The organism is Streptomyces sp. NBC_00576, assembly GCF_036345175.1.
Classification (GTDB): domain Bacteria; phylum Actinomycetota; class Actinomycetes; order Streptomycetales; family Streptomycetaceae; genus Streptomyces.
The window spans coordinates 5,423,278-5,446,702 of the sequence record NZ_CP107780.1; the positions used below are offsets into that span (position 1 = coordinate 5,423,278).

Annotated in this window: 22 protein-coding genes and 2 pseudogenes; 9 read left to right on the top strand and 15 right to left on the bottom strand. The window is 70.2% G+C overall.

Translation table 11 applies throughout. The features are described from left to right. Nucleotides 1-24: 24 nt before the first annotated feature. From OG734_RS23280 to OG734_RS23305, 6 genes and pseudogenes are all read right to left on the bottom strand, one after another. Nucleotides 25-894: an HAD-IIB family hydrolase gene (locus OG734_RS23280; RefSeq protein ID WP_330289445.1), complete on the bottom strand. Its 870-nt coding sequence runs from the start codon at nucleotides 892-894 to the stop codon at nucleotides 25-27. Nucleotides 895-968: 74 nt separating this feature from the next. Beyond that, complete coding sequence (locus OG734_RS23285) at nucleotides 969-1,880, bottom strand: LLM class flavin-dependent oxidoreductase (RefSeq protein ID WP_330289446.1); 912 nt, start codon at nucleotides 1,878-1,880, stop codon at nucleotides 969-971. Nucleotides 1,881-1,987: 107 nt separating this feature from the next. Then, nucleotides 1,988-2,256: pseudogene (locus OG734_RS23290) on the bottom strand (hypothetical protein); the annotation flags it as partial. 35 nt (nucleotides 2,257-2,291) lie between these two features. Next, nucleotides 2,292-2,840, bottom strand: coding sequence for an RNA 2'-phosphotransferase (locus OG734_RS23295; RefSeq protein WP_330289447.1), 549 nt, complete (start codon nucleotides 2,838-2,840; stop codon nucleotides 2,292-2,294). 173 nt (nucleotides 2,841-3,013) lie between these two features. After that, entirely contained in the window at nucleotides 3,014-4,768 is a 1,755-nt protein-coding gene (locus OG734_RS23300) for an SDR family oxidoreductase (protein WP_330289448.1), read from the bottom strand. Continuing rightward, nucleotides 4,765-5,607, bottom strand: coding sequence for a M24 family metallopeptidase (locus OG734_RS23305; RefSeq protein WP_330289449.1), 843 nt, complete (start codon nucleotides 5,605-5,607; stop codon nucleotides 4,765-4,767). The genes OG734_RS23300 and OG734_RS23305 overlap by 4 nt, the downstream gene beginning before the upstream one ends. A gap of 253 nt (nucleotides 5,608-5,860) precedes the next feature. Here OG734_RS23305 and OG734_RS23310 point away from each other — a divergent pair, with 253 nt between their 5' ends. The 5 genes from OG734_RS23310 (at nucleotide 5,861) to OG734_RS23330 (ending at nucleotide 9,793) form a co-directional block, all read left to right on the top strand. After that, complete coding sequence (locus OG734_RS23310) at nucleotides 5,861-6,874, top strand: ABC transporter ATP-binding protein (RefSeq protein ID WP_330293762.1); 1,014 nt, start codon at nucleotides 5,861-5,863, stop codon at nucleotides 6,872-6,874. Beyond that, entirely contained in the window at nucleotides 6,864-7,769 is a 906-nt protein-coding gene (locus OG734_RS23315; protein WP_330289450.1) for an ABC transporter permease subunit, read from the top strand. Before OG734_RS23310 ends, OG734_RS23315 begins: the two co-directional genes overlap by 11 nt. Continuing rightward, nucleotides 7,766-8,677 carry an ABC transporter ATP-binding protein gene (locus OG734_RS23320; protein ID WP_330289451.1) on the top strand — a complete coding sequence of 304 codons (912 nt, stop codon included), beginning with the start codon at nucleotides 7,766-7,768 and terminating at the stop codon, nucleotides 8,675-8,677. Before OG734_RS23315 ends, OG734_RS23320 begins: the two co-directional genes overlap by 4 nt. A gap of 10 nt (nucleotides 8,678-8,687) precedes the next feature. Further along, a complete protein-coding gene (locus tag OG734_RS23325) occupies nucleotides 8,688-9,407 on the top strand; it encodes an ABC transporter permease subunit (RefSeq protein ID WP_330289452.1) in 720 nt (239 codons plus the stop codon). Nucleotides 9,408-9,517: 110 nt separating this feature from the next. Next, nucleotides 9,518-9,793 (top strand): SGM_3592 family protein, encoded by a 276-nt coding sequence (locus tag OG734_RS23330; protein WP_330289453.1) that lies wholly within the window; start codon nucleotides 9,518-9,520, stop codon nucleotides 9,791-9,793. Nucleotides 9,794-10,099: 306 nt separating this feature from the next. Here the strand turns inward: OG734_RS23330 and OG734_RS23335 are convergent, their stop codons facing one another. The 9 genes from OG734_RS23335 to OG734_RS23375 form a co-directional block, all read right to left on the bottom strand. Beyond that, nucleotides 10,100-10,912, bottom strand: coding sequence for an HAD family hydrolase (locus OG734_RS23335; RefSeq protein ID WP_330289454.1), 813 nt, complete (start codon nucleotides 10,910-10,912; stop codon nucleotides 10,100-10,102). Further along, the gene (gene serS, locus OG734_RS23340) at nucleotides 10,909-12,198 is read right to left on the bottom strand and encodes a serine--tRNA ligase (RefSeq protein WP_330289455.1); all 1,290 of its coding nucleotides are present in this window, start codon (nucleotides 12,196-12,198) and stop codon (nucleotides 10,909-10,911) included. Before serS ends, OG734_RS23335 begins: the two co-directional genes overlap by 4 nt. A gap of 548 nt (nucleotides 12,199-12,746) precedes the next feature. Next, entirely contained in the window at nucleotides 12,747-13,679 is a 933-nt protein-coding gene (gene pheA / locus OG734_RS23345; protein ID WP_330289456.1) for a prephenate dehydratase, read from the bottom strand. Between the two features lie 210 nt (nucleotides 13,680-13,889). Further along, nucleotides 13,890-15,209 (bottom strand): iron uptake transporter deferrochelatase/peroxidase subunit, encoded by a 1,320-nt coding sequence (efeB, locus tag OG734_RS23350; RefSeq protein WP_330289457.1) that lies wholly within the window; start codon nucleotides 15,207-15,209, stop codon nucleotides 13,890-13,892. Nucleotides 15,210-15,217: 8 nt separating this feature from the next. Then, nucleotides 15,218-17,197, bottom strand: a complete 1,980-nt coding sequence (locus OG734_RS23355; RefSeq protein ID WP_330289458.1) for a copper resistance CopC/CopD family protein — start codon at nucleotides 17,195-17,197, stop codon at nucleotides 15,218-15,220. Nucleotides 17,198-17,216: 19 nt separating this feature from the next. Next, nucleotides 17,217-17,660: a copper chaperone PCu(A)C gene (locus OG734_RS23360; protein ID WP_330293763.1), complete on the bottom strand. Its 444-nt coding sequence runs from the start codon at nucleotides 17,658-17,660 to the stop codon at nucleotides 17,217-17,219. Nucleotides 17,661-17,716: 56 nt separating this feature from the next. Then, nucleotides 17,717-18,370, bottom strand: coding sequence for an SCO family protein (locus OG734_RS23365; protein ID WP_330289459.1), 654 nt, complete (start codon nucleotides 18,368-18,370; stop codon nucleotides 17,717-17,719). A gap of 122 nt (nucleotides 18,371-18,492) precedes the next feature. Then, entirely contained in the window at nucleotides 18,493-19,233 is a 741-nt protein-coding gene (locus tag OG734_RS23370) for a YcnI family copper-binding membrane protein (RefSeq protein WP_330289460.1), read from the bottom strand. A gap of 187 nt (nucleotides 19,234-19,420) precedes the next feature. Continuing rightward, a complete protein-coding gene (locus OG734_RS23375; protein ID WP_330289461.1) occupies nucleotides 19,421-20,269 on the bottom strand; it encodes a hypothetical protein in 849 nt (282 codons plus the stop codon). A gap of 261 nt (nucleotides 20,270-20,530) precedes the next feature. Between OG734_RS23375 and OG734_RS23380 the strand changes: the two genes are divergently transcribed. The 4 genes and pseudogenes from OG734_RS23380 to OG734_RS23395 all read left to right on the top strand — a co-directional run bounded on the left by OG734_RS23380 (nucleotide 20,531) and on the right by OG734_RS23395 (nucleotide 23,424). Continuing rightward, nucleotides 20,531-21,007, top strand: a complete 477-nt coding sequence (locus OG734_RS23380; RefSeq protein ID WP_330289462.1) for an ATP-binding protein — start codon at nucleotides 20,531-20,533, stop codon at nucleotides 21,005-21,007. A gap of 149 nt (nucleotides 21,008-21,156) precedes the next feature. Continuing rightward, nucleotides 21,157-21,610: pseudogene (locus OG734_RS23385) on the top strand (zinc ribbon domain-containing protein); the annotation flags it as partial. 26 nt (nucleotides 21,611-21,636) lie between these two features. Continuing rightward, nucleotides 21,637-22,581 carry an intradiol ring-cleavage dioxygenase gene (locus OG734_RS23390; protein ID WP_330289463.1) on the top strand — a complete coding sequence of 315 codons (945 nt, stop codon included), beginning with the start codon at nucleotides 21,637-21,639 and terminating at the stop codon, nucleotides 22,579-22,581. A 9-nt stretch (nucleotides 22,582-22,590) separates the two neighbouring features. Beyond that, the gene (locus OG734_RS23395; protein WP_330289464.1) at nucleotides 22,591-23,424 is read left to right on the top strand and encodes a triphosphoribosyl-dephospho-CoA synthase; all 834 of its coding nucleotides are present in this window, start codon (nucleotides 22,591-22,593) and stop codon (nucleotides 23,422-23,424) included. Nucleotide 23,425 lies beyond the last annotated feature (1 nt).

The window sequence follows — 23,425 nt, forward strand, 5'->3', positions numbered from 1 at the left end:
CGCGGTCCCCGTACGACGGCTTCCTCAGAGGCGTTCCGCGAGCAGCCGCTCGATCACGACGGCCACCCCGTCCTCGTTGTTGGGCGCCGTGTGCCCCGAGGCTGCCGCGAGGACGTCGGGATGCGCGTTGCCCATCGCGTAGGACCGGCCCGCCCAGGTGAGCATCTCGACGTCGTTCGGCATGTCCCCGAAGGCGACGACCTCTTCGGCCGAGATGCCCCGCTCGGCGCAGCACAGGGCCAGGGTGCTCGCCTTGGAGACCTCGGGGCCGCTGATCTCCAGCAGAGCGCTGGGGCTTGAGCGGGTGACGGTGGCACGGTCGCCGATCGCGAGCCGGGCGGTGGTGAGGAACGCGTCGGGGTCGATGGTGCGGTGGTAGGCCAGGATCTTGAGCACGGGCTCACCGTCGCTCGGCCCGCCCGGGGCCAGCAGCTTCTCCGCGGGTGCCAGATTGTCCGGCACCTCCATGTGCAGCTTCGGATACTCCGGCTCCTGGTGGAAGCCGTACGTCTGCTCCACGGCGTACACGGTCCCCGGCGCGGCCTCGCGCAGCAGTCGTACGGCGTCCAGCGCGTTGTCCCTGGCCAGCTCCCGCACCTTCACGAAGCGGTGGGCGCCGGGGCCGCCGTGCAGGTCGACCACGGCGGCGCCGTTGCCGCAGATCGCCAGACCATGACCGTGGACATGCTCGCTGACGACGTCCATCCAGCGGGCCGGGCGGCCCGTGACGAAGAAGACCTCGACACCCGCTGCCTCGGCGGCGGCCAGGGCGGCGACCGTGCGTGGGGACACCGACTGGTCGTCGCGCAGGAGCGTGCCGTCGAGGTCGGTGGCGATCAGCCGGATGGGAAGGGCGGCGGCGGGGGTCTCGGGCTCTCTGGTCGCTGAGGTCACCCGGCCATTCTCGCGTATGTGCGTGCACGCCCGTGCGGGAGCCCGCACAGGTGAGTGGCCGCCACGGTCCCGCGTCAGCGCAGCTGCGCCGGTGCCTCTGTGGCGATGCGCTCGAAGACCCGCTCGTCGGCCGCGAAGTCGGAGTCGGGGATGGGCCAGTGGATCACGATCTGGGTGAAGCCCAGCTCCTGATGCCGGCCCGCGAAATCGACGAACGCGTCCACGGACTCCAGCGGACGCCCCCGGTCCGGGGTGAACCCGGTGAGCAGGATCCTGTCGAGCCCGTTCATGTCCCGGCCGATCGCGGCGCAGGCGTCGGCCAGCTTCTCGGTCTGCCCGCGCAGGGCCTGGACCGACTGCTCGGGCGTGCCGTTCTCGTACAACCGCGGGTCGCCGGTCGTCACCCACGCCTGCCCGTACCGCGCGGCGAGCTTCAGCCCGCGCGGCCCGGTGGCGGCCACCGCGAAGGGCAGCCGGGGGCGCTGCACACAGCCCGGGATGTTGCGCACCTCGTGGGCCGAGTAGTAGTCGCCCCGGTACGAGACACCGTCCTTGCCGTCCTCGGCCAGCAGCATGTCGAGGAGCGCGACGAACTCACCGAACCGGTCGGCACGCTCCCGGGGTGTCCACGGGTCCTGGCCGAGCGCGGTGGCGTCGAAACCGGTGCCGCCCGCGCCGACGCCGAGGGTGATCCGTCCGTTCGACACGTCGTCGAGGGAGATCAGCTCCTTGGCGAGGGTCACCGGGTGCCGGAAGTTCGGCGAGGTCACCAGGGTGCCCAGGCGCAGCCGGTCGGTGACAGCGGCGGCGGCCGTGAGCGTGGGCACGGCACCGAACCACGGGCCGTCCCGGAAGGTGCGCCAGGACAGGTGGTCGTAGGTGAAAGCGGTGTGGAAACCGAGCTGCTCCGCGCGCTGCCAGGTCGAACGGCCGCCCTCGTGCCAACGGCGGTACGGCAGGATCACGGTGCTCAGGTGCAGACTCATGCTTGAGAGCCTAGGCGCCGTTCATGTTTCACGTGAAACAGTCACCGGGGACTCGCCGAGGGGTCACGGACGCGGCTGCTGAGCCACGGGGTGAGGCCGAGCAGCGGGATGTCAGGGCACTCGACGCCCTCGATGGTGATCAGCGCGTCGTCGTCGGGGAAGAGACGGGCGGTCACCCGGGGGACTCCGCCGAGCTCGGCGAAGGCCTCGTGCGGGAGCGAGCCGTCCGGGTCCGTGGTGACGCCGATGCCCGCGGCCGTGCGCCGGGAGTCTGGTCGGCGCCGATGTCGTGGCCGACCTCGATCTCATGGGCGTACTCGGCGGCGAGGGCGGGCAGGGCGGTGACGGCGGCCTCGGTGGTGGGCAGGTGGTCCATGGCCTCGATCATGCCGGGGCCGGTGCCGTGCGGCGTCAGTGCGGGCCGGAGAACCGCAGATAGCGCGGCGGTACGGCCTCCGTGAGCCACACGCCGTTCGCGCTCACGTGGAAGAGGTGGCCATCGTGGTGCATGGCGGCCGAGTGCACCGAGAGCACGACGGCGCGGCCCCGGCGGGCGCCGACCCGGGTCGCGGTCTCACGGTCGGCCGAGAGGTGCACGGCGTGCCGGTTCATGGGCCGCAGGCCCTCGGCGCGGATCGCGTCCAGGAAGCGGTCCACCGTGCCGTGGTAGAGGTACGGCGGTGGGGTGGCCGGGGGCAGCCCGAGGTCGACCTCGACGCTGTGGCCCTGGCTGGCGCGGATGCGGGTTCCGTCGATCGCGAAGCGCTTCTTGTCGTTGGCGGCGACCACGTGATCCAGTTCGTCGCGGGTGAACCGGAAGCCGTGGGCCGTCGCCGCCGCTATCAGCGTGTCGATCTCGACCCAGCCGGCCTCGTCGAGCGCGAGCCCGATCCGCTCCGGCTGGTGCCGCAGATGCTTCGACAGGTACTTCGACACCTTCACGGTGCGTCTTTCATCCATCCCGTAAGAGTGGGCGGCGAGACGGTGATCACGCACCTGATTTTGTTCGCCAGGTTTGATCCACAGCCAAGTGCAGTTATCCACAGGGGAATTGAAGAAACTGTGGACAACCGGCCGTTGTTTTAGGCCTTTTGGTCAACTTAAGCGTATTTTCTCCTGTTTGGAATCGCTGGTCACAGCGGCGGGTCCATCCGTGCCAGCGCCCTCAACGCCCCTGGCATGAAGCGGGACATGAGATGCGCTCCCCGAGCCTCCGGCGTCACCGGTGCGACCGCCTCGTTGCGGACCACCGCGCGCAGGATCGCCGAAGCGACTTTCTCCGGAGGGTAGTTGCGCAGCCCGTACAGACGTGCCGTCCGCTTCTGTCGGCGTGCCTGTTCCTCGGCGTCGACTCCCATGAAGCGCGCGGTCGTTGTGATGTTCGTGTTGACGAAGCCGGGGCAGATCGCCGAGACCCCGATGCCCTGGCCCGCAAGCTCGGCGCGCAAACACTCGCTGAGCATCAGCACTGCGGCCTTCGAAGTGCTGTACGCGGGCAGCGCCTTGGAGGGCTGGTAGGCGGCAGCGGAGGCGATGTTCACGATGTGGCCGCCCTGTCCGCGCTCGGCCATCTGCTTTCCGAACAGCCGGCAACCGTGGATCACACCCCACAAGTTGACGTCCAGGACCTTCTTCCAGTCTTCCGGGGTGGTGTCGAAGAAAGACCCGGAGAGCCCGATCCCCGCATTGTTCACCAGCACGTCCACGACGCCGTACTCGGTGGCGACCTTCTCGGCGAGCTTCTCCATCGCCTGTTCGTCCGTGACGTCGACAGGCTCCGCCCAGGCCTCGGGGGCGCCGATCAGACGGGCCAACTCGACGGTACGGGCGGCGCTTTCGGCGTCCCGGTCGACGGCCACCACGCGTGCGCCCGCCTCGGCGAACGCGAAGACCGTGGCCCGCCCGATGCCGCTGCCCGCCCCGGTGACCAGGACGAGCTGCCCGCCGAAACGCTGTGCGTACGCGCCTGTTGCCGTCGCCGGGAGCCGTCCGCCCTCGTTGGCGGTCACGAACTCCCCGATCCAGGCGGCCACTTGGTCGGGCCGGGTGCGCGGGATCCAGTGCTTGGCGTCGAGCGAGCGGCGCACCAGCCGGGGCGCCCATCGCTCAAGTCCGTCGTTCAGCCGCTCGGAGAGGAACGTGTCCCCCAGGGGCGTGATGAGTTGCACGGGCGCGTGTGCGTACGCGTCCATGCGCGGCCTGCGCAGCCGGGACCGTACGTTGTCCCGGTACAGCCACAGGCCGTTGGCCGCGTCCGCGCGCAGGGAGTCGGTCGGGTAACCATCCGTGGAGACCCGTTCGTGGCGGGCCAGCAGCTTCGGCCAGCGTTTGCCGAGTGGGCCGCGCCAGGCGAGTTCGGGCAGCACGGGCGTGTGCATCGCGTACACGTACCAGGACTTGCCGCCTTGGCCGAGGAGTTGGGCGACGGCGCGCGGGGTGGGCCGCCTCAAGCGTCCCTTCGTCCAGTGGCCCAGGTGGTCCAGGGACGGTCCGGACATCGACGTGAACGACGCGATCCGGCCCTCAGTGCGCGCGACGGTGACGAACTCCCAGGACTGCACCGAGCCCCAGTCGTGCCCCACCAGGTGCACCGGCCGGTCCGGGCTGACCGCGTCCGCGACGGCCAGGAAATCGTCGGTCAGTTTCTCCAGGGTGAAGCCGCCGCGCAGCGGACGCGGTGCCGTGGAACGGCCGTGGCCCCGCACGTCGTACAGCACGACGTGGAAGCGGTCGGCGAGGCGCGCGGCGACCTCCGACCACACCTCCTTGGTGTCCGGATACCCGTGCACGAGGATCACCGTGGGGTCCGCGGGGTCCCCCGACTCGGCGACGCACAGCTCGATCCCGCCCGTCCGCACCCGGCACTCACGCGCCCCGTCGACCGTCACTTCGCCTCCGCCCAGCGCCGCACGTGCGGCAGATCGTCGTCCAGCCAGAACGCGCTCTCCTGCGGGTCCGCGGAGTCCGTGACGACCAGGATCTCCTCGAACTTCGCACCCGTGCCCCGGAATCCGAGATGCGGCTCGACCGCCCACAGGCCCGGCTGCGGCGGGTGGTCGGAGAAGCGGTACGGCGACCACAGGGGCGACCAGCCCTCGCGGTGGCCGCGCAGCGCGTCGCCCGCCAGCCCCTTCAGGGACTGCGTGCCGAACCCGAACAGCCTGGGTGACCAGGGACGTTCTCGCACCCGGTCGACCTTGTGCGCGATCACCCCGAAGGGATACGCGCGATGCCGGTTGGCGTAGCCCTGGCGGACCATGAGCCGGTCCACGTCCTCGTAGATCTCGCGCAGTGGGCGCCGCTCGCGCACTTCGCGCAGGATCAGCTCGCGGTGCACCTCCAGATCGGCCATCAGCCTCTCCTGCACCGGGTTGGCGCCCAGCGAGCCGGAGTAGCCGATGTCCGCCGCGAAACCCCGGTGGACCGGGGCCAGGTCCAGGATGAACGGCATCCCCGGCTCCAGCCGGCGGCCGGTCGGGAAGAACTGGAGCGGGATGCGGAAGTTCACGAACGCCGTGCGGTCCCCGAACCAGGCGAAGGGCAGATGGAACCAGTCGCGCACGCCCTGCTCGCGCAGCCACTCCCGCTGCATCCGGGCCGCCGCGCGCTCGGTGACCCCCGGTTCGAGCCGTGCCGCCACAGCCTCCGCACACTCGTACGCCAGCCGTTGCACCCGCCTGAATCCGGCCAGTTCCGCGGCGAGTTCGCCCGCCTCCGCCGTCGCCATTGCCGCCGTCCACCGTCCCCATCGACCGCGCTACGTGCCCGTAACTTGACCTTGCGAATCTGACACTTGTTAGAGCCCGCGTCAACAGTCGAACGCCTGTCTGTGGACAAGGGCGCCGATGTGGACAACCCGCAGTCGGTTGTTCGACCTGAGGGGGACCCCTACGGGCCCGTACGACTGAAGGTGGATGCCGAGACAGCTCTTCGGGTTGACGACCGCTGTGGTGTACGCCACTACCGTCGTGGACGTGACTGTGATCGCAACCGAAAGCCTGAGCAAGCGGTTCCCCCGGGTGACCGCGCTCGACCGGCTCTCCATGGATATCGGACCCGGTGTGACCGGACTCGTCGGCGCCAACGGCGCCGGCAAGTCCACCCTGATCAAGATCCTGCTTGGTCTGTCTCCCGCCACGGAGGGCCGGGCCACTGTGCTCGGACTCGACGTCGCCACCGAAGGCGGCGCCATCCGTGAGCGCGTCGGCTACATGCCGGAGCACGACTGCCTGCCACCCGACGTCTCGGCCACCGAGTTCGTCGTGCACATGGCGCGCATGTCCGGGCTCCCGCCGGCCGCCGCCCGCGAGCGCACCGCGGACACCCTGCGCCATGTCGGCCTGTACGAGGAGCGCTACCGCCCCATCGGCGGCTACTCGACCGGCATGAAACAGCGTGTGAAGCTGGCCCAGGCCCTGGTCCACGACCCTCAATTGGTGTTCCTGGACGAGCCGACCAACGGCCTCGACCCGGTCGGCCGCGACGAGATGCTCGGCCTGATCCGCCGTATCCACACAGACTTCGGCATCTCGGTCCTGGTCACCTCGCACCTGCTGGGCGAGCTGGAACGGACCTGTGACCACGTGGTGGTCGTCGACGGCGGCAAGCTGCTGCGGTCCAGCTCCACCACGGACTTCACCCAGTCCACGGCCATCCTCGCCATCGAGGTGACCGACACCGACGAACACCCGGACGGCACCGCCGCGGTGCGCGACGCGCTCCACGCGCGCGGGGTGGACACCCACGACGGCAGCGGCCTGCCCGGCGCCGGACGCATCCTGCTGCTCACCGCCCAGGGCGAGGACACCTACGACCTGGTGCGCGACACGGTCGCCGACCTCGGCCTCGGCCTGGTGCGCATGGAACAGCGCAGGCACCACATCTCCGAGGTCTTCACCGACAGCGACGACCAGCAGAACGCCGCGCAGAACGCCACACCACAGAGCACCGCACAGCACAGCGCGGGAAAGGAGGCGGTCGGCCATGGCGGTTGAGCAGACCCCGGCACAGGCGGGCGCCCAGTCCCGCATCCACAACATCGGCTACCGCTCGTACGACGGCCCGAGGCTGGGCCGGGCGTACGCCCGTCGCTCGCTCTACTCGCAGTCCCTGCGCGGCGCCTACGGCCTCGGCCGTTCGGTCAAGTCCAAGGTGCTGCCGATGCTGCTCTTCGCCGTGATGTGCGTCCCGGCGGCCATCATGGTGGCGGTCACGGTCGCCACCAAGGCCAACAAGCTGCCCGTCGAGTACACGAACTACGCGATCCTCATGCAGGCGGTCATCGGCCTGTACGTCGCCTCCCAGGCACCCCAGGCGGTCTCCCGCGACCTGCGCTTCAAGACCGTACCGCTGTACTTCTCGCGCCCGATCGAGACCGCGGACTACGTCCGGGCGAAGTTCGCGGCGCTGGCCTCGGCCCTGTTCCTCATCACCGCGGTGCCGCTGGTCGTGCTCTACGCGGGCGCCCTGCTGGCCAAGCTCGACTTCACCGACCAGACCAAGGGATTCCTCCAGGGGCTCGTCTCCGTGGCACTGCTCTCGCTGCTGTTCGCCGGTATCGGCCTCGTCATCTCGGCGGTCACCCCGCGCCGCGGTTTCGGTATCGCGGCGGTCATCGCCGTACTGACCATCTCCTACGGGGCGGTGTCCACGCTCCAGGCCATCGCAGACGCGCAGGGCAGCGGGAGTGCCGTCCCCTGGATCGGCCTCTTCTCGCCGATCACCCTCATCGACGGGGTGCAGACAGCCTTCCTGGGCGCGACGTCCGCCTACCCCGGAGGGGTAGGCCCCAGCACCGGCGAAGGCGTGGTCTTCCTCCTCGCCGTCCTGGGTCTCGTCGCCGGCTGCTACGGCCTCATGATGCGCCGCTACCGAAAGGTCGGACTGTGACCACGCTCAACATCGACCACGTCTCGCGCTGGTTCGGCAACGTGGTGGCGGTCAACGACATCACCATGACGATCAGCCCCGGTGTCACCGGGCTTCTCGGCCCCAACGGCGCCGGAAAGTCCACCCTCATCAACATGATGGGCGGCTTCCTGGCCCCCTCCACCGGCACCGTCACCCTCGACGGACAGCCCGTGTGGCGCAACGAGCAGATCTACAAGCACATCGGCATCGTCCCCGAGCGCGAGGCGATGTACGACTTCCTCACCGGCCGTGAATTCGTCGTCGCCAACGCCGAGTTGCACGGACTGGGCGCCAAGGCGGCCGGGCGGGCGCTCGCCACGGTCGAGATGGAGTACGCGCAGGACCGCAAGATCTCGACGTACTCCAAGGGCATGCGCCAGCGCGTGAAGATGGCGAGCGCGCTCGTCCACGACCCGTCGCTCCTCCTGCTCGACGAGCCCTTCAACGGCATGGACCCGCGCCAGCGCATGCAGCTCATGGACCTGCTGCGACGCATGGGCGCCGATGGCCGCACGGTCCTGTTCTCCTCGCACATCCTCGAAGAGGTCGAGCAGTTGGCCGCCCACATCGAGGTCGTCGTCGCCGGACGGCACGCGGCCAGCGGCGACTTCCGCCGCATCCGCCGTCTGATGACCGACCGCCCGCACCGCTACCTCGTACGCTCCAGCGACGACCGGGCCCTCGCCGCCGCGCTGATCGCCGACCCGTCGACCTCCGGCATCGAAGTGGACCTCGCGGAGGGCGCGTTGCGCATCCAGGCCGTCGACTTCGGCCGCTTCACCGCCCTGCTGCCCCGCGTTGCCAGGGATCACGGCATCCGGCTGCTCACGGTCTCGCCGTCCGACGAGTCCCTCGAATCCGTGTTCTCGTATCTCGTCGCCGCGTAGGAGGCCGAAAATGTACGACCCCACAGTCGCCCGGCTCACCTACCGGGCCCTGCTCGGCCGCCGCCGAGCCCTCATCCTCGGCGCGCTGCCCCTGCTGCTCATCGTGATCGCCGTCGCCGTACGCGGCCTCGTCGGTGCCGACGACCAGACGGCGGCGGACGTGCTGGGCGGACTCGCGCTCGCCACCATGGTGCCGATCATCGGTGTCATCGCGGGCACCGGCGCGATCGGCCCGGAGATCGACGACGGCTCCGTGGTGTACCTGCTCTCCAAGCCGCTCAAGCGGCCCAAGATCATCTACACCAAGCTGATCGTCGCGATCGGCGTCACCATGGCGTTCTCGGCGGTGCCGACGTTCATCGCCGGCCTCATCCTCAACGGCAACGGCCAGCAGGTCGCCGTCGCCTACACGGTCGCGGCGCTGGTCGCCTCCATCGCCTACGCCGCACTCTTTCTGCTGCTCGGCACGGTGTCCCGGCACGCGGTGGTCTTCGGGCTCGTCTACGCGCTGGTCTGGGAGGCCCTGTTTGGCTCCCTGGTGCCCGGGGCGCGCACGCTGAGCGTCCAGCAGTGGGCACTGGCAATCGGCCACAAGGTCACCGGCGGCGACCTGGTCACCTCGGACGTCGGCCTGACCACGGCGACGGTCCTGCTGATCGCGGTCACCGTCCTCGCCACCTGGTACGCCGGCCAGAAGCTGCGCACGCTGACACCGACCGGCGAGGAGTAGGCCGTACCGGCCCCGGGTGCCGACCGGTCTTGACAGGGATTTCTGACAGGGACTTCACGCGGGTCCGGGCACACTGGACAAACGGGGACGCGGGGCGAGGAGGAACGGGGATGGCAGGGAAGGCAGTACGGGGCCACGGGCAGGGCCAGGGCCAAGGTGACGGCCCGGCCGAATCCGGGGAGGTCTCCGAGGAGGCCTGGGACGAGCTGGTTCTCGACGAGGACTTCATACGCTCCGCCGGAACCGCCGAACCGTCCGCCCGCGCCCGGATGCTCGCGGCGCGGTGGCGCGCCGAGGCGCCGGAGCCGCAGCCGTGGCGGTCGGACGAGCCCCCGGCCGGCTGGTTCTTCAGCAAGTCGCGTCGCCGCAGGTGGCGCCGCAAGTAGAGCGGCGAGGCCGCCAGGGAGCCCGTTCACCAGTTTTATTCAGTGGCGCCCGACTCGGCATACAGGCACAGTAGTTGTGTCCAGTACGCCGGATCTGTCCGGTGTTCTGGGCCGGGTTCTGGGAGCGGAGCCGCGCGACGCCGATGCACGGCAGTCCGCGTGGCTTCCTTCAGGGCAGCCCACGGCGGGCTCCGGAGCAGTCACTACCTCCGGGGGGCCGCTCAGCTGGGGGAGCTGCCCGGGGCGGCCACTTCGAGCGCGCGAGTCACTTCGCGCGGGCCGCCCTCCCAGGCCCCCCATACCCGCCTATGGCAGCAACCGCTCCAGCACCACGGCGATACCGTCCTCGTCGTTCGACGACGTCACCTCGTCCGCCACCGCCCGCAGTTCGGCGTGGGCGTTGGCCATCGCCACCCCGCGTGCCGCCCAGGTGAACATCGGGATGTCGTTGGGCATGTCGCCGAAGGCGATCGTGTCCGCGGACTTCAGGCCCAGCCGGCGGGCCGCCAGGGACAGGCCCTTCGCCTTGGACAGGCCCAGGGGGAGGAGTTCGACGATCGCCTCGCCGGCCATGGTGACCGTGACGAAGCCGCCCGCGGTCCGGGCGGCGACCTCGGTGAGCTCGTCGGCGGACAGGGTCGGGTGCTGGATGTAGATCTTGCCCAGCGGCTCGGCCCAGAGCTCCGACGGGTCCGCGAGCGGGACGAAGGGGAGCGAGCCCACGCCCGCGTAGCCCGGCCCGACCAGCACCTCACCGTCGAGGCCCGCCCGACTCGCCGCCAGGAACAGCGGCCCGACCTCCGCCTCGATCTTCGCCAGCGCGAGTGAGGCCAGCTGCCGGTCCAGGGTGATCGACGTCAGCAGACGATGCGCCCCGACGTCGTACACCTGTGCACCCTGGCCGCAGACCGCGAGTCCCTCGTAGCCCAGTTCGTCGAGTATGTGTCGCGTCCAGCGCACCCCGCGGCCGGTGACGACGATGTGCGCGGCGCCCGCCGCGGTGGCCGCGGCGAGTGCCTCGCGGGTGCGCGCCGAGACCGAGCCGTCGGAGCGCAGAAGCGTTCCGTCGAGGTCGGTCGCGACGAGCCGGTAGGGGAACGATCCAGCGGCGTCGGTCACTTGGCGACCGGCTCCAGCAGCTCCCGGCCACCCAGATACGGGCGCAGCACCTCGGGTACACGCACCGAACCGTCGGCCAGCTGGTGGTTCTCCAGGATCGCCACGATCGTGCGCGGTACGGCGCACAGCGTGCCGTTCAGCGTCGAGAGCGGCTGGACCCTGTTCTTGCCGCCGCTGGTGTCGCGCATCCGCACGGACAGGCGCCGGGCCTGGAAGCTGTCGCAGTTGGAGGCCGAGGTCAGCTCGCGGTACTTGCCCTGGGTCGGGATCCACGCCTCGCAGTCGAACTTGCGCGAGGCGGACGCGCCCAGGTCGCCCGAGGCCACGTCGATGACCTGGAAGGGCAGTTCGAGGCCGGTCAGCCACTGCTTCTCCCAGTTCAGGAGACGCTGGTGCTCGTTCTCCGCGTCCGCCGGGTCGACGTACGAGAACATCTCGACCTTGTCGAACTGGTGGACGCGGAAGATGCCCCGCGTGTCCTTGCCGTACGTGCCGGCCTCGCGGCGGAAGCACGGCGAGAAACCGGCGTAGCGCATCGGCAGCTTGTCGGCGTCGAGGATCTCGTCCATGTGGTACGCGGCGAGGGGGACCTCGGAGGTGCCGACCAGGTAGTAGTCGTCCTTCTCCAGGTGGTACACGTTCTCCGCGGCCTGGCCGAGGAAGCCGGTGCCCTCCATCGCGCGCGGGCGGACCAGTGCCGGGGTCAGCATCGGGATGAAGCCGGCCTCCGTGGCCTGTGCGATCGCCGCGTTGACGAGGGCGAGCTCAAGGAGCGCGCCGACGCCGGTGAGGTAGTAGAAGCGCGAGCCGGACACCTTGGCGCCGCGCTCGACGTCGATGGCGCCCAGCGCCTCGCCCAGCTCCAGGTGGTCCTTGGGCTCGAAGCCCTCGGCGCCGAAGTCGCGGATCGTGCCGTGCGTCTCCAGGACGACGAAGTCCTCCTCGCCGCCGACCGGGACGTCCGGGTGGATCAGGTTGCCGAGCTGGAGGAGGAGCTTCTTGGCTTCCTCGTCCGCCTCGTGCTGTTCGGCGTCGGCCGCCTTGACGTCGGCGGCGAGCTGCCCGGCCTTCGCCAGCAGCTCGGCCTTCTCGTCGCCCGAGGCCTTGGGGATCAGCTTGCCGAGCGCCTTCTGCTCGGAACGCAGCTCGTCGAAGCGGACGCCGGACGACCTGCGCCGCTCGTCGGCGGACAGGAGAGCGTCGACGAGCGCGACGTCCTCTCCACGGGCGCGCTGCGAAGCGCGCACACGGTCGGGGTCCTCACGGAGCAGGCGAAGGTCAATCACCCTCCAAGGCTACCGGTGCGCGGTTGGCACTCACGACTCGGTATTTCCATACACACCTTGTGTCGCCATTTGCCTGAAATGTCGACCTACCCGAAGAGCGTCAAGAAAGGCGGCCGACTCCCCTGGAAAGGGTCAGGCGGTAGCGCCCGGTTGACCCGAATCCCTTGCGGGAAAGGGGACTTGGGGGTGGGGTCGTCCACAGTAATCCACACCCGGGGAAAGTTATCCACAGGCTGTGCGAAAGATCTGTGGATTACGGAAGTGATCGTTTCGAAAGGTGTCCGCGAGATGGCCAATTCCCGAAGCAAACCACCGTCACGCCCACTTTCGGGTGGAAATGCGTAACCCCGGGGAGTTACGCCAAGGAAACGAGTGGACGAAGGGTGGGGTGCCGGGCTGTGGACGGGTCGACGGCCTGTAGGGCGATTTATCGACAGGTCGGCCTTCCGTTGTCGACTTGTCCCCAGGTCGAGAAGCCAGCCTGTGGATAACTTCTGTGGATAACGGAAATCGGCTGGTAGGACTGGCCGGAAGGACTGACAGACCGGCTAGAAGCGGCCGTCCTGGCAGCGCGCCACCCAGTCGGCGGCCGTTACGAACTCCTCGTCGGACGTCCCCGGCAGTGGAGCGCGTACGTCCTCCACTGCGATGTCCGCACGTGGGTACGAACCCAGGTACCGCACCTTGAGACAGATCCGCCTGAGCCCCATCAGCGCCTCGGCGACCTTCCGGTCGGAGATGTGGCCCTCGGCGTCAATGGCGAAGCAGTAGTTGCCGATGCCCTGCCCGGTCGGCCGGGACTGCAGCAGCATCAGGTTGACGCCCCGCACCGCGAACTCGCCCAGCAGATCACGCAGTCCACCGGGGTGGTCGTCGCGCTGCCAGATGACCACGGACGTCTTGTCCGCGCCGGTCGGTGCCGCGGGCCGGGCGGGCCTGCCGACCAGGACGAACCGTGTCTGCGCGTTCTCCGCGTCGTGGATGCCGGTCTCCAGTGCGGTGAGACCGTACCGGGCGGCGGCGAACTCGCCCGCGAAGGCGGCGTCGTACCGGCCCTCCTGTACCAGCCGGGCACCGTCCGCGTTCGAGGCGGACGACTCCCAGACCACGTCCGGCAGGTTGATCTTCATCCAGTTGCGGATCTGCGACTGCGCCGCCGGATGAGCCGTGACCGTCTTGATCTCCGACAGCTTGGTGCCCGGCCTGACCAGCAGCGCGAAGGTGATCGACAGCAGCACCTCGCGGTAGATCATCAAGGGGGAGCCCGCGACCAGCTCGTCGAGCGTGGTGGTGATACCGCCCTCGACCGAGTTCTCGATCGGCACGAACGCGGCCTCGACCTCACCGCTGCGCACCGCGTCGAGCGTGGCCGGCACGGACACCATCGGGATCAGCTCTCGGGTGGCCGTCTCCGGAAGCGTGCGCAGGGCAACCTCGGTGAAGGTGCCCTCGGGGCCGAGATACGCGTAGCTGGCTGGCATGCCCTCACCCTAATGGCCCCTAGGGCTGTCCGGCGGCCCATGCCGGGGACGCGGGGCGCACGTGCGCCGATAGGGCGCCGCCGCTCTGCCCCGACCTGATCCGCCGGACAGGCCCTTGCCGAACCCGGCGCACGCTTCCCGGACCCGCCGCCCCAGAGGGTGACCCCGACCCCGGACACCTCCCCGGACAGCGTCCCGGGAACCGCCGAGTCACCCCTCCAGCAGCCGCTGCCCCACGTACTCCCCCTCGCCCGCCCCGCCCGGCACCGCGAACAGCCCGCTCGACTCGTGCCGGATGAACGTGGACAGCGCGTCGCCCCGGTCGAGCTTGCGCTGGACGGGGACGAACCCGCGCAGCGGGTCGGCCTGCCAGCAGACGAAGAGGAGCCCCGCGTCGGGCGTCCCGTCCGCCCCGATGCCGTCGTGGAAGGAGAAGGGGCGCCGCAGGATGGCCGCGCCCCCGTTCTCGTCGGGGCGGGTGATCCGGGAGTGCGCGTTGATGGGGACCACCAGATCGCCGTTGGCGTCGACCTTCTCCAGGTCCATCGCGGTCGTCTCGGTCCCGCCGCTGAGCGGCGCCCCAGTCGACTTCCGCCGCCCGACGACGTCCTCCTGCTGCTTGACCGACAGCTGCTCCCAGTCGTCGAGAAGCATGCGGATACGGCGCACGACGGCATAGGAGCCGTTCGCCATCCAGGACGGTTCGCTGGCGGCGGGCACGAAGATGCGCTTGTCGAAGTCGGCCTCGGACGGCTTGGGGTTGCGGGTGCCGTCGATCTGGCCCATCAGGTTGCGGGCGGTCATCGGCTGCGCGGTGGCGCCCGGCGACCGGTTGAAGCCGTTCATCTGCCAGCGGACGCGGGCCGCGCTGCCCGCGTCCTTCTGGATCGCGCGCAGGGCGTGGAAGGCGACCAGGGCGTCGTTCGCGCCGATCTGCACCCACAGATCGCCGTTGCTGCGGGCCTTGTCGAGGTGGTCGGAGGAGAACTCAGGCAGCGGGTCGAGCGCCACCGGGCGCTGCTTCTCCAGCCCGGTGCGGGCGAAGAAGCCGTAGCCGAAACCGAAGGTGACCGTCAGGGACGACGGGCCCGCGTCCCGGGCGACATCCGTGTCGTCGTGCGCCGCGGCCTCGCCGGACATGAGCCGCTGGGTGGTGTCGGACCAGCGGCGCAGCAGCGCGGCGGCCTCCTTGCGGCCGGCGCCCGCCGCCAGGTCGAAGGCGACGAGGTGGCCGCTGGCCTGGAGGCCCTCGGTGATGCCCGGCTGATGTTTCCCGTGAAACATTGCCATGTCCGCGCCCACCGAAGTGAGCGCCGGGGACTGACCGGTGGAGCCGGTGGAGCCGGAATCGGAGGAGCCGACGGCATAGCCGGTGGCCCCGCCCGCCGCACCGAGCACGAGCCCGGTGGCGCCGGCGGTACCGAGCAGCCGCCGACGGGAGATGCCCTGCTCGCCGTACGCTTCGGCGCTCTCCACGGCGGTTTCCCCGTTGCTTTCCTTGTTGTTTTCCTTGGTGGACTGGTCAGCCATGGTGCGGTTCAGCCGATCTGCGCGTTCTTGTCGACGGTCACTTGGTCGATGTCGGAGGTCCGCACGGTCACGGCGATCTTCCAGTCGCCGGCCATGGGGATCTGGACCGCGTTCGCCGTCCAGTGTCCGGTGGCGACGCGGTCCGGGTTCACGGGCAGTGGCCCGATGTTCTTGGCGGTGAGGGTGAAGGCGACCTTCACCTCGGGCACGTCGAACGCCCTGCCGTTGGGGCGCTCCACGTACACGTGCATGACGTTGCCGCCGACGCGGGCGGGGTTGATGTCGAGCCGCACGAGGCCCTTGCCGTCCTGGCCGCCTGTGTCGAAGGGCATGTCCAGGGTCAGGGCGCCCGTCCCGTCCGAGTCCGAGGAGGAAGAGGACGACGAGGACGACGACGCCGAGGTGGCGGCCTTGGCCTCTTCCTCCGTACGGCCCGGTTCGGTGGACGTGAGCACTGTGGTGACGGCGAGCAGGACGACGGCGACGCCCGCCTCGGCGAGCACCGAGCGGCGCAGCCCCGAGCGCAGCGGGTCGGCGTCGCGCAGCCGCTTCAGCCGCGCGGTGTCGACGGCGGCCTGCTGCCGGGCGAGTTGGGCGGCCCTCTTGGTGTCCGAGCCCCCGGCGGCCCCGGCGGCGACCGGTTCCTTCTCGGCGTCGGCGGCCTGGTCCTCCGTACGCTCCGCTGTCTCGGTCGCGGCGGTCTCCGGCAGCTGGGCGGTCCAGCGGCGCGAGATGTAGGCGATGCCGACGAGGACGATCACCAGGCCGATCTTGACGAGCAGCAGCTGCCCGTACGAGGTGTCGGTGAGTGCCGACCAGGAGCCGAGCTGGCGCCACGACTGGTAGACGCCGGTCGCGACGAGTGCCAGCACGCTGCCGAAGGCGACGCGGGAGAAGCGGCGTACGGCCGAACCCTCGATCGGGGTGTCCGCGGGCGCCCGGAACAGCGCGACCAGGAGTGCGGAGAGGCCGCCGAGCCAGATGGCGACGGCCAGCAGGTGGGCCACGTCGACGGGCATCGCGATGTCGGACTGGAGGCCGGTCGAGGCGTGTTCGGCCAGCGCCCAGGTGGCGGCCAGCCCGATCGCCACGACACTGCCGCCGATGCCGAGCCCGAAGGTGAGGTCCCGCCTCGCGGAGCTGTCGTCCGCCGCTTCGCCCTCCTCGGCCTCCGCCCCGTCGTCCTCATCCTCTTCGGGCCGGGCGTACGCCCCGAAGAGGACCGCGATGAACAGCGCGCCGGCCGCGAGCAGCAGCAGCCGGGAGACAAGAGCGGCGCCCGTCTTGGTCTGGAGGACATCCCCGAGGAGACCCAGGTCGAAGATGTCGCCGACCTTGCCGGAGCCGGTGTACGAGCCGCGCATCAGCAGCAGCGTGAGCGTGGCCGCGGTCATCGCGAGCCACCCGGAGACGACGAGCCGTTGCAGCGCCCGTACGCCGGAGCCGCGCTGCCAACAGGCGAGTACGAAGGCGGCGCCGCCGACCATGATGATGAAGCCCGCGTACGAGACGTACCGGCCGAAGCCGTAGAGGGCACCGACGACTCCGCCGCCCGCCGTCTGGTCGGAGACCGAGACGGAGGTGACGGAGGGGGCGCCGATGGAGAAGGTGAAGGCGCCGGCGACGGGGTGACTGTCGGCCGAGACGACCTGGTAGGCGACGGTGAACGTGCCGTCGGGCAGGCCGGAGTGGAGCGGGACGCCGTATGTCGTGCCGCTCAGCTCGGTCGCCTTGCCGGTGTCGACGCGCTTGCCCTTGGGGTCGAGCACGCGGAACGCGCCGTCGGCGAGCGCGACCTTCTCGGAGAAGGTCAGCGTCACCTGGGTCGGGGCCTTGTCGACCACCACACCCTGCTGCGGGGCGCTGCCGGTGAGCGCGGCGTGTGCGGAGACCGGCGCGGCGCCGGCCAGCCCGGCGAGCAGTGCGGCGGCGACCGCGAGAAACAGCAGCACCAGGGGCCGTACGCGGGGGGCGATGGTGTGTGTCACGGTGATCCCTCCCTCGGTCTCAGTGTCCGGTTTTCGGGTTGTACGTCGCAGACTTCACCGGCATCTCGACGGTGATCGGCGAGGTTTTGGCAAAGTGCAGCTGGACGGAGACCTTCTCGCCCTCTCGCGGCTTGCGCTTGAGCTGCTCGAACATCAGATGGTCGCCGCCGCTCTGGAGGACGAGTTCGCCGTGGGCCGGGATGTCGAGGCGCTCGGCCTCCTCCATGGTCTGCCCGACGGTCTTGTGCACGGTCACTTCGCCCGAGACCTCGCTGGTGACGCGGGTGAGTACGTCACCGGCGGCGCCCTTGTTGGTGATGACGAGGAATCCGGCCGCCATGGAGTCCGAGACCGGCTGGGGCATGTAGGCGGACCCGACGGACAGGCCGGCGCCGTCCCCGGAGTCCGAACTCCCGCACCCGGTGAGGGCGATCGCCCCGGCGAGCGCCGCGGCCGTCGTGATGGAGAGACGCCTCGCGGACGTCGCGACCCTTACGGACTTCGCGGGCGTCGTGGGCCTCACGGGTTCTGCCCCTTGATGATCTTGGGGAGGTCCTTGATGTAGTCGTCGACGGTGGCATCCTCGCCGTACAGGACATAGCCGCCGTCGGTCTTCGGGGAGAAGGCGATGACCTGGGTGCCGTGCATCGAGATCGTCTTGCCGTTCTTGTTCTTCGACGTCGGCTCGATGGAGATACCGAGGGTGCGGGCGCCGGCCTGGATGGTGGCGAAGTCGCCGGTCAGGCCGACCACCTGGGGGTCGATGCCCTTGAGCCACTTGCCGAGCGCGGCCGGGGTGTCCCGCTTCGGGTCGGTGGTGACGAACACGATGCGGAGCTTGTCCTGATCGGCCTTGGACAACTGCTTCTTGGCGACGGCGATGTTGCTCATCGTCAGCGGGCAGACGTCGGGGCAGTTGGTGTAGCCGAAGTAGACGAGCGTGGGCCGGCCCTTGGTCTCCGCGCGGAAGTCGTACGGCTTGCCCTGGGTGTCGGTGAGGACGAGGTCGGGCTTTTCGAATGGCTGGTCGAGGATCGTGGCCGCCTTGTCCGAGCCGGCCTCGACGGAGACATCGGCGACGGACTGCTTGGAATCGTCGCCGCTGCCGCAGGCGGAGAGGGTCAGGGTGGCCGCGACGAGCAGGGCGGACGCGGCGAACAGCTTCTTGCGCATAAGGAGAGTTCCCGAAGGTGTTGTTCGTGGAAGGTTCGGTGCGCGCCCAAGGGGGTGTACGGGACACCGGGGGCGTACGGGACAACCGCACGCCCCCGGCGCGCACCGGAGGTGAGCAGGTGTCAGACCGTGGTGGTGCGGCGACGGCCGGCCAGCACGCCGAATGCGACGCCCGCGACACCGACGACGATGCCCACGACGGCCAGCACGCGCGCGGTGGTGTCGCTGCTGTCGGCGGGCTCGGCGGCGGCGGTGGTCGTGGTCTTCGCGGCGGCCTGCTCGGCGGGCTCCGGCGAGGCCGCGGAGCTGCCGTGGTGGTCCCCGGTGGCGGCGGACAGTGCGAGCACCGGAGCGGGGTTGTCGGGTTCCTCGGCGCCGTCCTTCTGGACCTCGATCCAGCGGACGACCTCCTTGTTGGAGTACGTCTGGAGCGCCTTGAAGACGAGCTCGTCGGTGTCCTCGGGCAGCTGGCCGAGGGAGAGCGGGAACTTCTGGAAGAAGCCGGCCTGGATGCCCTTGCCGTCGTCGGCGGTCCAGGTGACCTTGGAGACGGCCTCGGAGATCTTCTCGCCGTGCAGCTCAAGAGGCTTGGCCAGCTTGGACTTGGTGACCTTGGCGGTCCACCCGGGGATCACTTCCGGCATCACCGAAGCGAGCGGGTGCTCGGTCGGGAAGCTGACCTCGAGCTTGGTGGTCGAGGCGTTGTCGCGCTCGTTCGGCACCTTGAAGTTGACGGTCGCGTAGCCGCCCTTGGCAGCGGTGCCCTCGGCCGACACGCTGACGTGCGCGAAGGCGGGGCCGGACAGGACGAGGACGGTGGCACCGGCGAGAGCGGCGGTGGCGGCGATACGGGAAACCTTCATGACGGAAGGTGCTCCACTTCGAGTGAGGTCCGACGGGTCGGAGAGTCCGGCAGGTCGGAGAGGAAGAGGGACGTGCGTGCGAAACGGTGCACACGCGCGCGTGCCGCACGACGGCGGCCCTCTCCCGGACCCTCGGACCCACGGGTCAGAAGACCCTGGGGACCCGACGGGGAGCGGTCGCGTCGTATCAGGCGGCGAGCACGAGCGGGGCGGCCGGCGGCCCACGCCGGATCACCGTGTGCTGGAGCGCGGTGGCGGCCGGCCTGAGGGGTACGAGGGTCCACGCGCGCGGTGCGTGCGGTGCCATACCGGGCGTACCCGGAAGGCCCGTACGGAGTGCGCGCGCCAGAGCGAGCGCCCCGCGCAGGGATCGTACGAGCGCCCCTTCGGCCACCCCGTGCGCCGACAGCCGCATCAGCCGCAGCAGGGCGAGGTCGCCCCGGCGCAGCAGCCAGCCGGTGGCGACGGCCGCGAGGACGTGACCGAGCAGCATGGGCAGTGTCGGCAACAGGGAGGTGAACGACCCGGCAGAGGCGAGGGCGTCCGCAGGGTGGCTCATGGACCCCATGTCCATGCCGGCGCCCGCCCCCGAACCACCCGCCCCGGTACCGCCCGTACTGATCCGCGCGTCGGCGAGGATCCGCTGGGCCTGCGCCGGGCTGATCGTCGCGAGCGGCACACCGCACAGCAGCCGGGCCGCCCGTGCGACCAGGGCGGTGTCCGTCGTGGCGGCCGTGGAGGCCACCGTCGACGACATGGTGTGCTGCCCCAGTCCGAACAGTGTGTGCAGGACTGTCTGGCCGACGGCCAGCAGAGCGACGATGCCCGGCAGCGAGCGGGTCCGCCCGGCGAGCGGTGCCGCGCACGCGAGGACCCCGAGGAAACCGGCGCCCAGAGTCCACAGCGGAACGGAGGCGCAGGAGGCGAGGGTGTGGCCGGCTCCGGCCAGCACGACACAGACCGCGGCGAACACCGCGGCCCTCAGCATCCGGAGAGCGCTTCCGGAGGGCGCTGTGCGCCTGCGGCGGGCAGTCATGGCGGGCTCATCATCGCACTGGCCCCATGGCACCCGTACGGCAGGTCCGCAAGGTGGCGAGCAGCCAGGTACCACCCCATAAGGGCGAGTAAAAAGATGTAAAACCGGAAGGTCACTTCTGCCAGTTGATGCACTACATACACCGTTTGCAGCCCTCGGTACATCCCCCTTATGGGCGGCATCACGTCAATGGCGTGCTTACACACCGCCACTCGCGGCAATACGTACAGGTATGTCGAGCCGCGGCCTGGAGGCTGGAGCATGAGCATCTGGTGGTCACTCCATCTTCGGCGAGAGGCTGCGAGCGTTCCCCTCGCCAGACGCCTGCTGCTGGGCACCATGGAGACGGCGGGCGTCGACCCGGACATCTCCTACGACCTCTCCGTCGCGCTCACGGAGGCCTGTGCGAACGCCGTCGAGCACGGCGGGGACACCGGGCACGGCGACTCACGCGGGGCCTATCGCGTCACCGCGTACCTCGACGGGGAGAAGTGCCGCATCGAGGTCGCCGACTCGGGGCCGGGCTTCCCGGCGGGTCCGGCGGTCCAGGAGGCCCCGCGCCGTCCGGTGCCCGTGGCCGCCGTCCCGTACGACGCGGAGCACGGGCGGGGCCTGTCGCTGATCGAGGAACTCGCCGATCACGTCACCATCGGCAACAAGCCGGGCAGGGGCGGTGCGGTGGTCAGCTTCGACAAGATCCTCAAGTGGCAGAAGGACTCGCCGCTGATGGCGGTGTAGCGCTGCCCGATGCGCTCAGATGGTGAGGTTCAGGTCTCTGGCCTGATGAAATGATCCGTGCTGTATTGGGTGCGGATCGGCGTGTGGCCATGAGTGTCTCCTTGCTCGCGCTCGGGTCGGCGGACGTGCCGTCGTGAGCCGGCATCTGCAGTTGGGCGTTCGCCCAGCTCGGCAGCTTCATCGCGTACAAGGCCCGCCGTGCGGGAGTGCCGGTGGTGTACGTCGATCCGGCGTACACCTCCCGCACCTGCGCCGAATGCGGCCACATCGACAAAGCGAACCGGGTCTCGCAGGCCTGGTTCGCGTGCCGGAACTGCGGATTCGTTGACCACGCAGACCGATGGGGGCACCTCCCGCTCGAGCGAAGCCGAGAGTGGGGGAGGCTCCCGCAACATCCGCGCTCGCGCGTGGGAATTGTGGCGACGCGGGGCCCGGTCAACGGCCCCTGCTCCACCCCCGAAGCCAGACGGCCGGGGCGGGGCTGGACGCAAACGACGCATCACCGCCAGTGACGCCCGTTGTGCAAGCCCGGCGCCTCAGCGCCCGGCAGTTGACGTTTCTCACGCTTCACAGGCAGCTCTCAGCCCACGCTCACGTTCCTGACGGACGGTGTCCCTAATTTCCTGATCATGACGGGAAACCACAAGGACACATCGATCAGCCGGCGCCGCGCTCTCGCGGTGACCGGAGGCACGGTCGCCGCCGGCGGACTCGCGGTCGCGGGCTACCAGTCGGCCTTCGCCGACGAGGCGACCAGCAGGGCCACAGCGGTGGCCGATGCCACGGCGTCCGCCACCGCGAGCGAGAGCAGCGGCACCTGCGTGCTCATGTCCAGCGTCACGGAGGGGCCGTACTACCTCGACAACGCGCTCGTGAGAAAGGACATCACCGAGGGCAAGTCCGGTGTCCCGCTGACGCTGCGCATCACCGTCCAGGACACCACCGAGTCGTGCGCCCCGGTGGCCGGCGCGGCCGTGGAGATCTGGCACTGCGACGCCTGGGGCTACTACTCCGGCTACACCACCGCCAATCCCGGCGGCTCGGCCCCCGCCGAGAGCGAGGACGGCTCCACCGCCGACGACAACACCTATCTGCGCGGCTACCAGGTCGCCAACGCCAACGGGGTCGTCAAGTTCGAGACGATCTTCCCCGGCTGGTACACCCCACGCACCTGCCACATCCACCTCAAGGTCCACACCGGCGGCCAGAAGGAGGACGGCACCTACGAGGGCGGCAAGGTCAACTACACCGGCCAGCTGTTCTTCCCGGACGACGCGGCTGAGGCGATCTTCACCCTGGAGCCCTACTCCCAGCACACCGGCAGCTACACCACCCTCGACAACGACATGGTGTACGACGGCGGCGGCGCCTCCAGTGGTCTGCTCACCCTGACGCCGGTCCACAAGAAGGACGTCTCAAAGGGCTACAAGGGCTTCATCACCCTGGGCATCGACCCCGACGCCGAGAACACCGGCGCGGGCAGCGGTGGCGGTGGCGGTACGCCCCCGAGCGGCGAGCCGCCGGCGGACGCCCCGACCGACAACGCCTCCCCCTCCGCTTCGGCGTCCTCGTAAGGTACGGCCATGAGCAGCCGTGAGGACGAGGCGCTGGCGCTGGCCGCCGTGGACGCGCTGACCGGGCAGCTGGCGCTGGCTCCCAAGCCGGGCCTGCCCGATCCGCGCGATCTCGACGCCCGCGCCACGCGCAAGGACCAACTTGCCCTGCGCTGGTCGGCCAAGGCGCTCGCGCCAGGCCTCACGGCGATGGCCGCCGCGGCCCGCCGTACCGGCGAACCGACACCCGTGCTCCGTACGGAACTGGGCGCGATCGGCCGGTCCACCGAGCACTCGGTGGCACTCGCGGGCGGCGGTCACCGGGGCGCCCTGTGGGCGCTCGGGCTGCTGGTCGCGGCGGCCGCCCTGGCCCCCGGAGCCAAGGCGCTCGACGTCGCCGCGGCCGCCAAGCGCATCGCCTCCCACCCCGACAAACGCGCCCCGCGCAGACCCTCCCGGGGTTCTTCGGTGTCGGCGAAGTACGGCGCGGCCGGCGCCCGCGGCGAGGCGAAGGCCGGATTCCCGCACGTACGGCGGGCGTTGGACGCCCTGGCCACCGCCCGCTCGAACGGTGCGACGGAGGAGGAAGCCCGCCTGGACGCCCTGCTGACCGTCATGTCGACGCTCCAGGACACTGAGTTGCTCTACACGGCGGGCCCGCACGGCCTGCGCCACGTGCAGGCGGGCGCCCGCGGAATCCTGGAAGCGGGCGGCACGTCCACGGAGGCGGGCGCCATGGCACTGACCGCCTTCGACGACGACCTCCACACGCGCGCGTGGAGCCCCCGCGGCAGCGCCGGCCTCTTCGCGGGGGCCCTGTTCCTGGACTCGCTGCCGGTCAGCTCACTGACACGGGCTGCCTGAC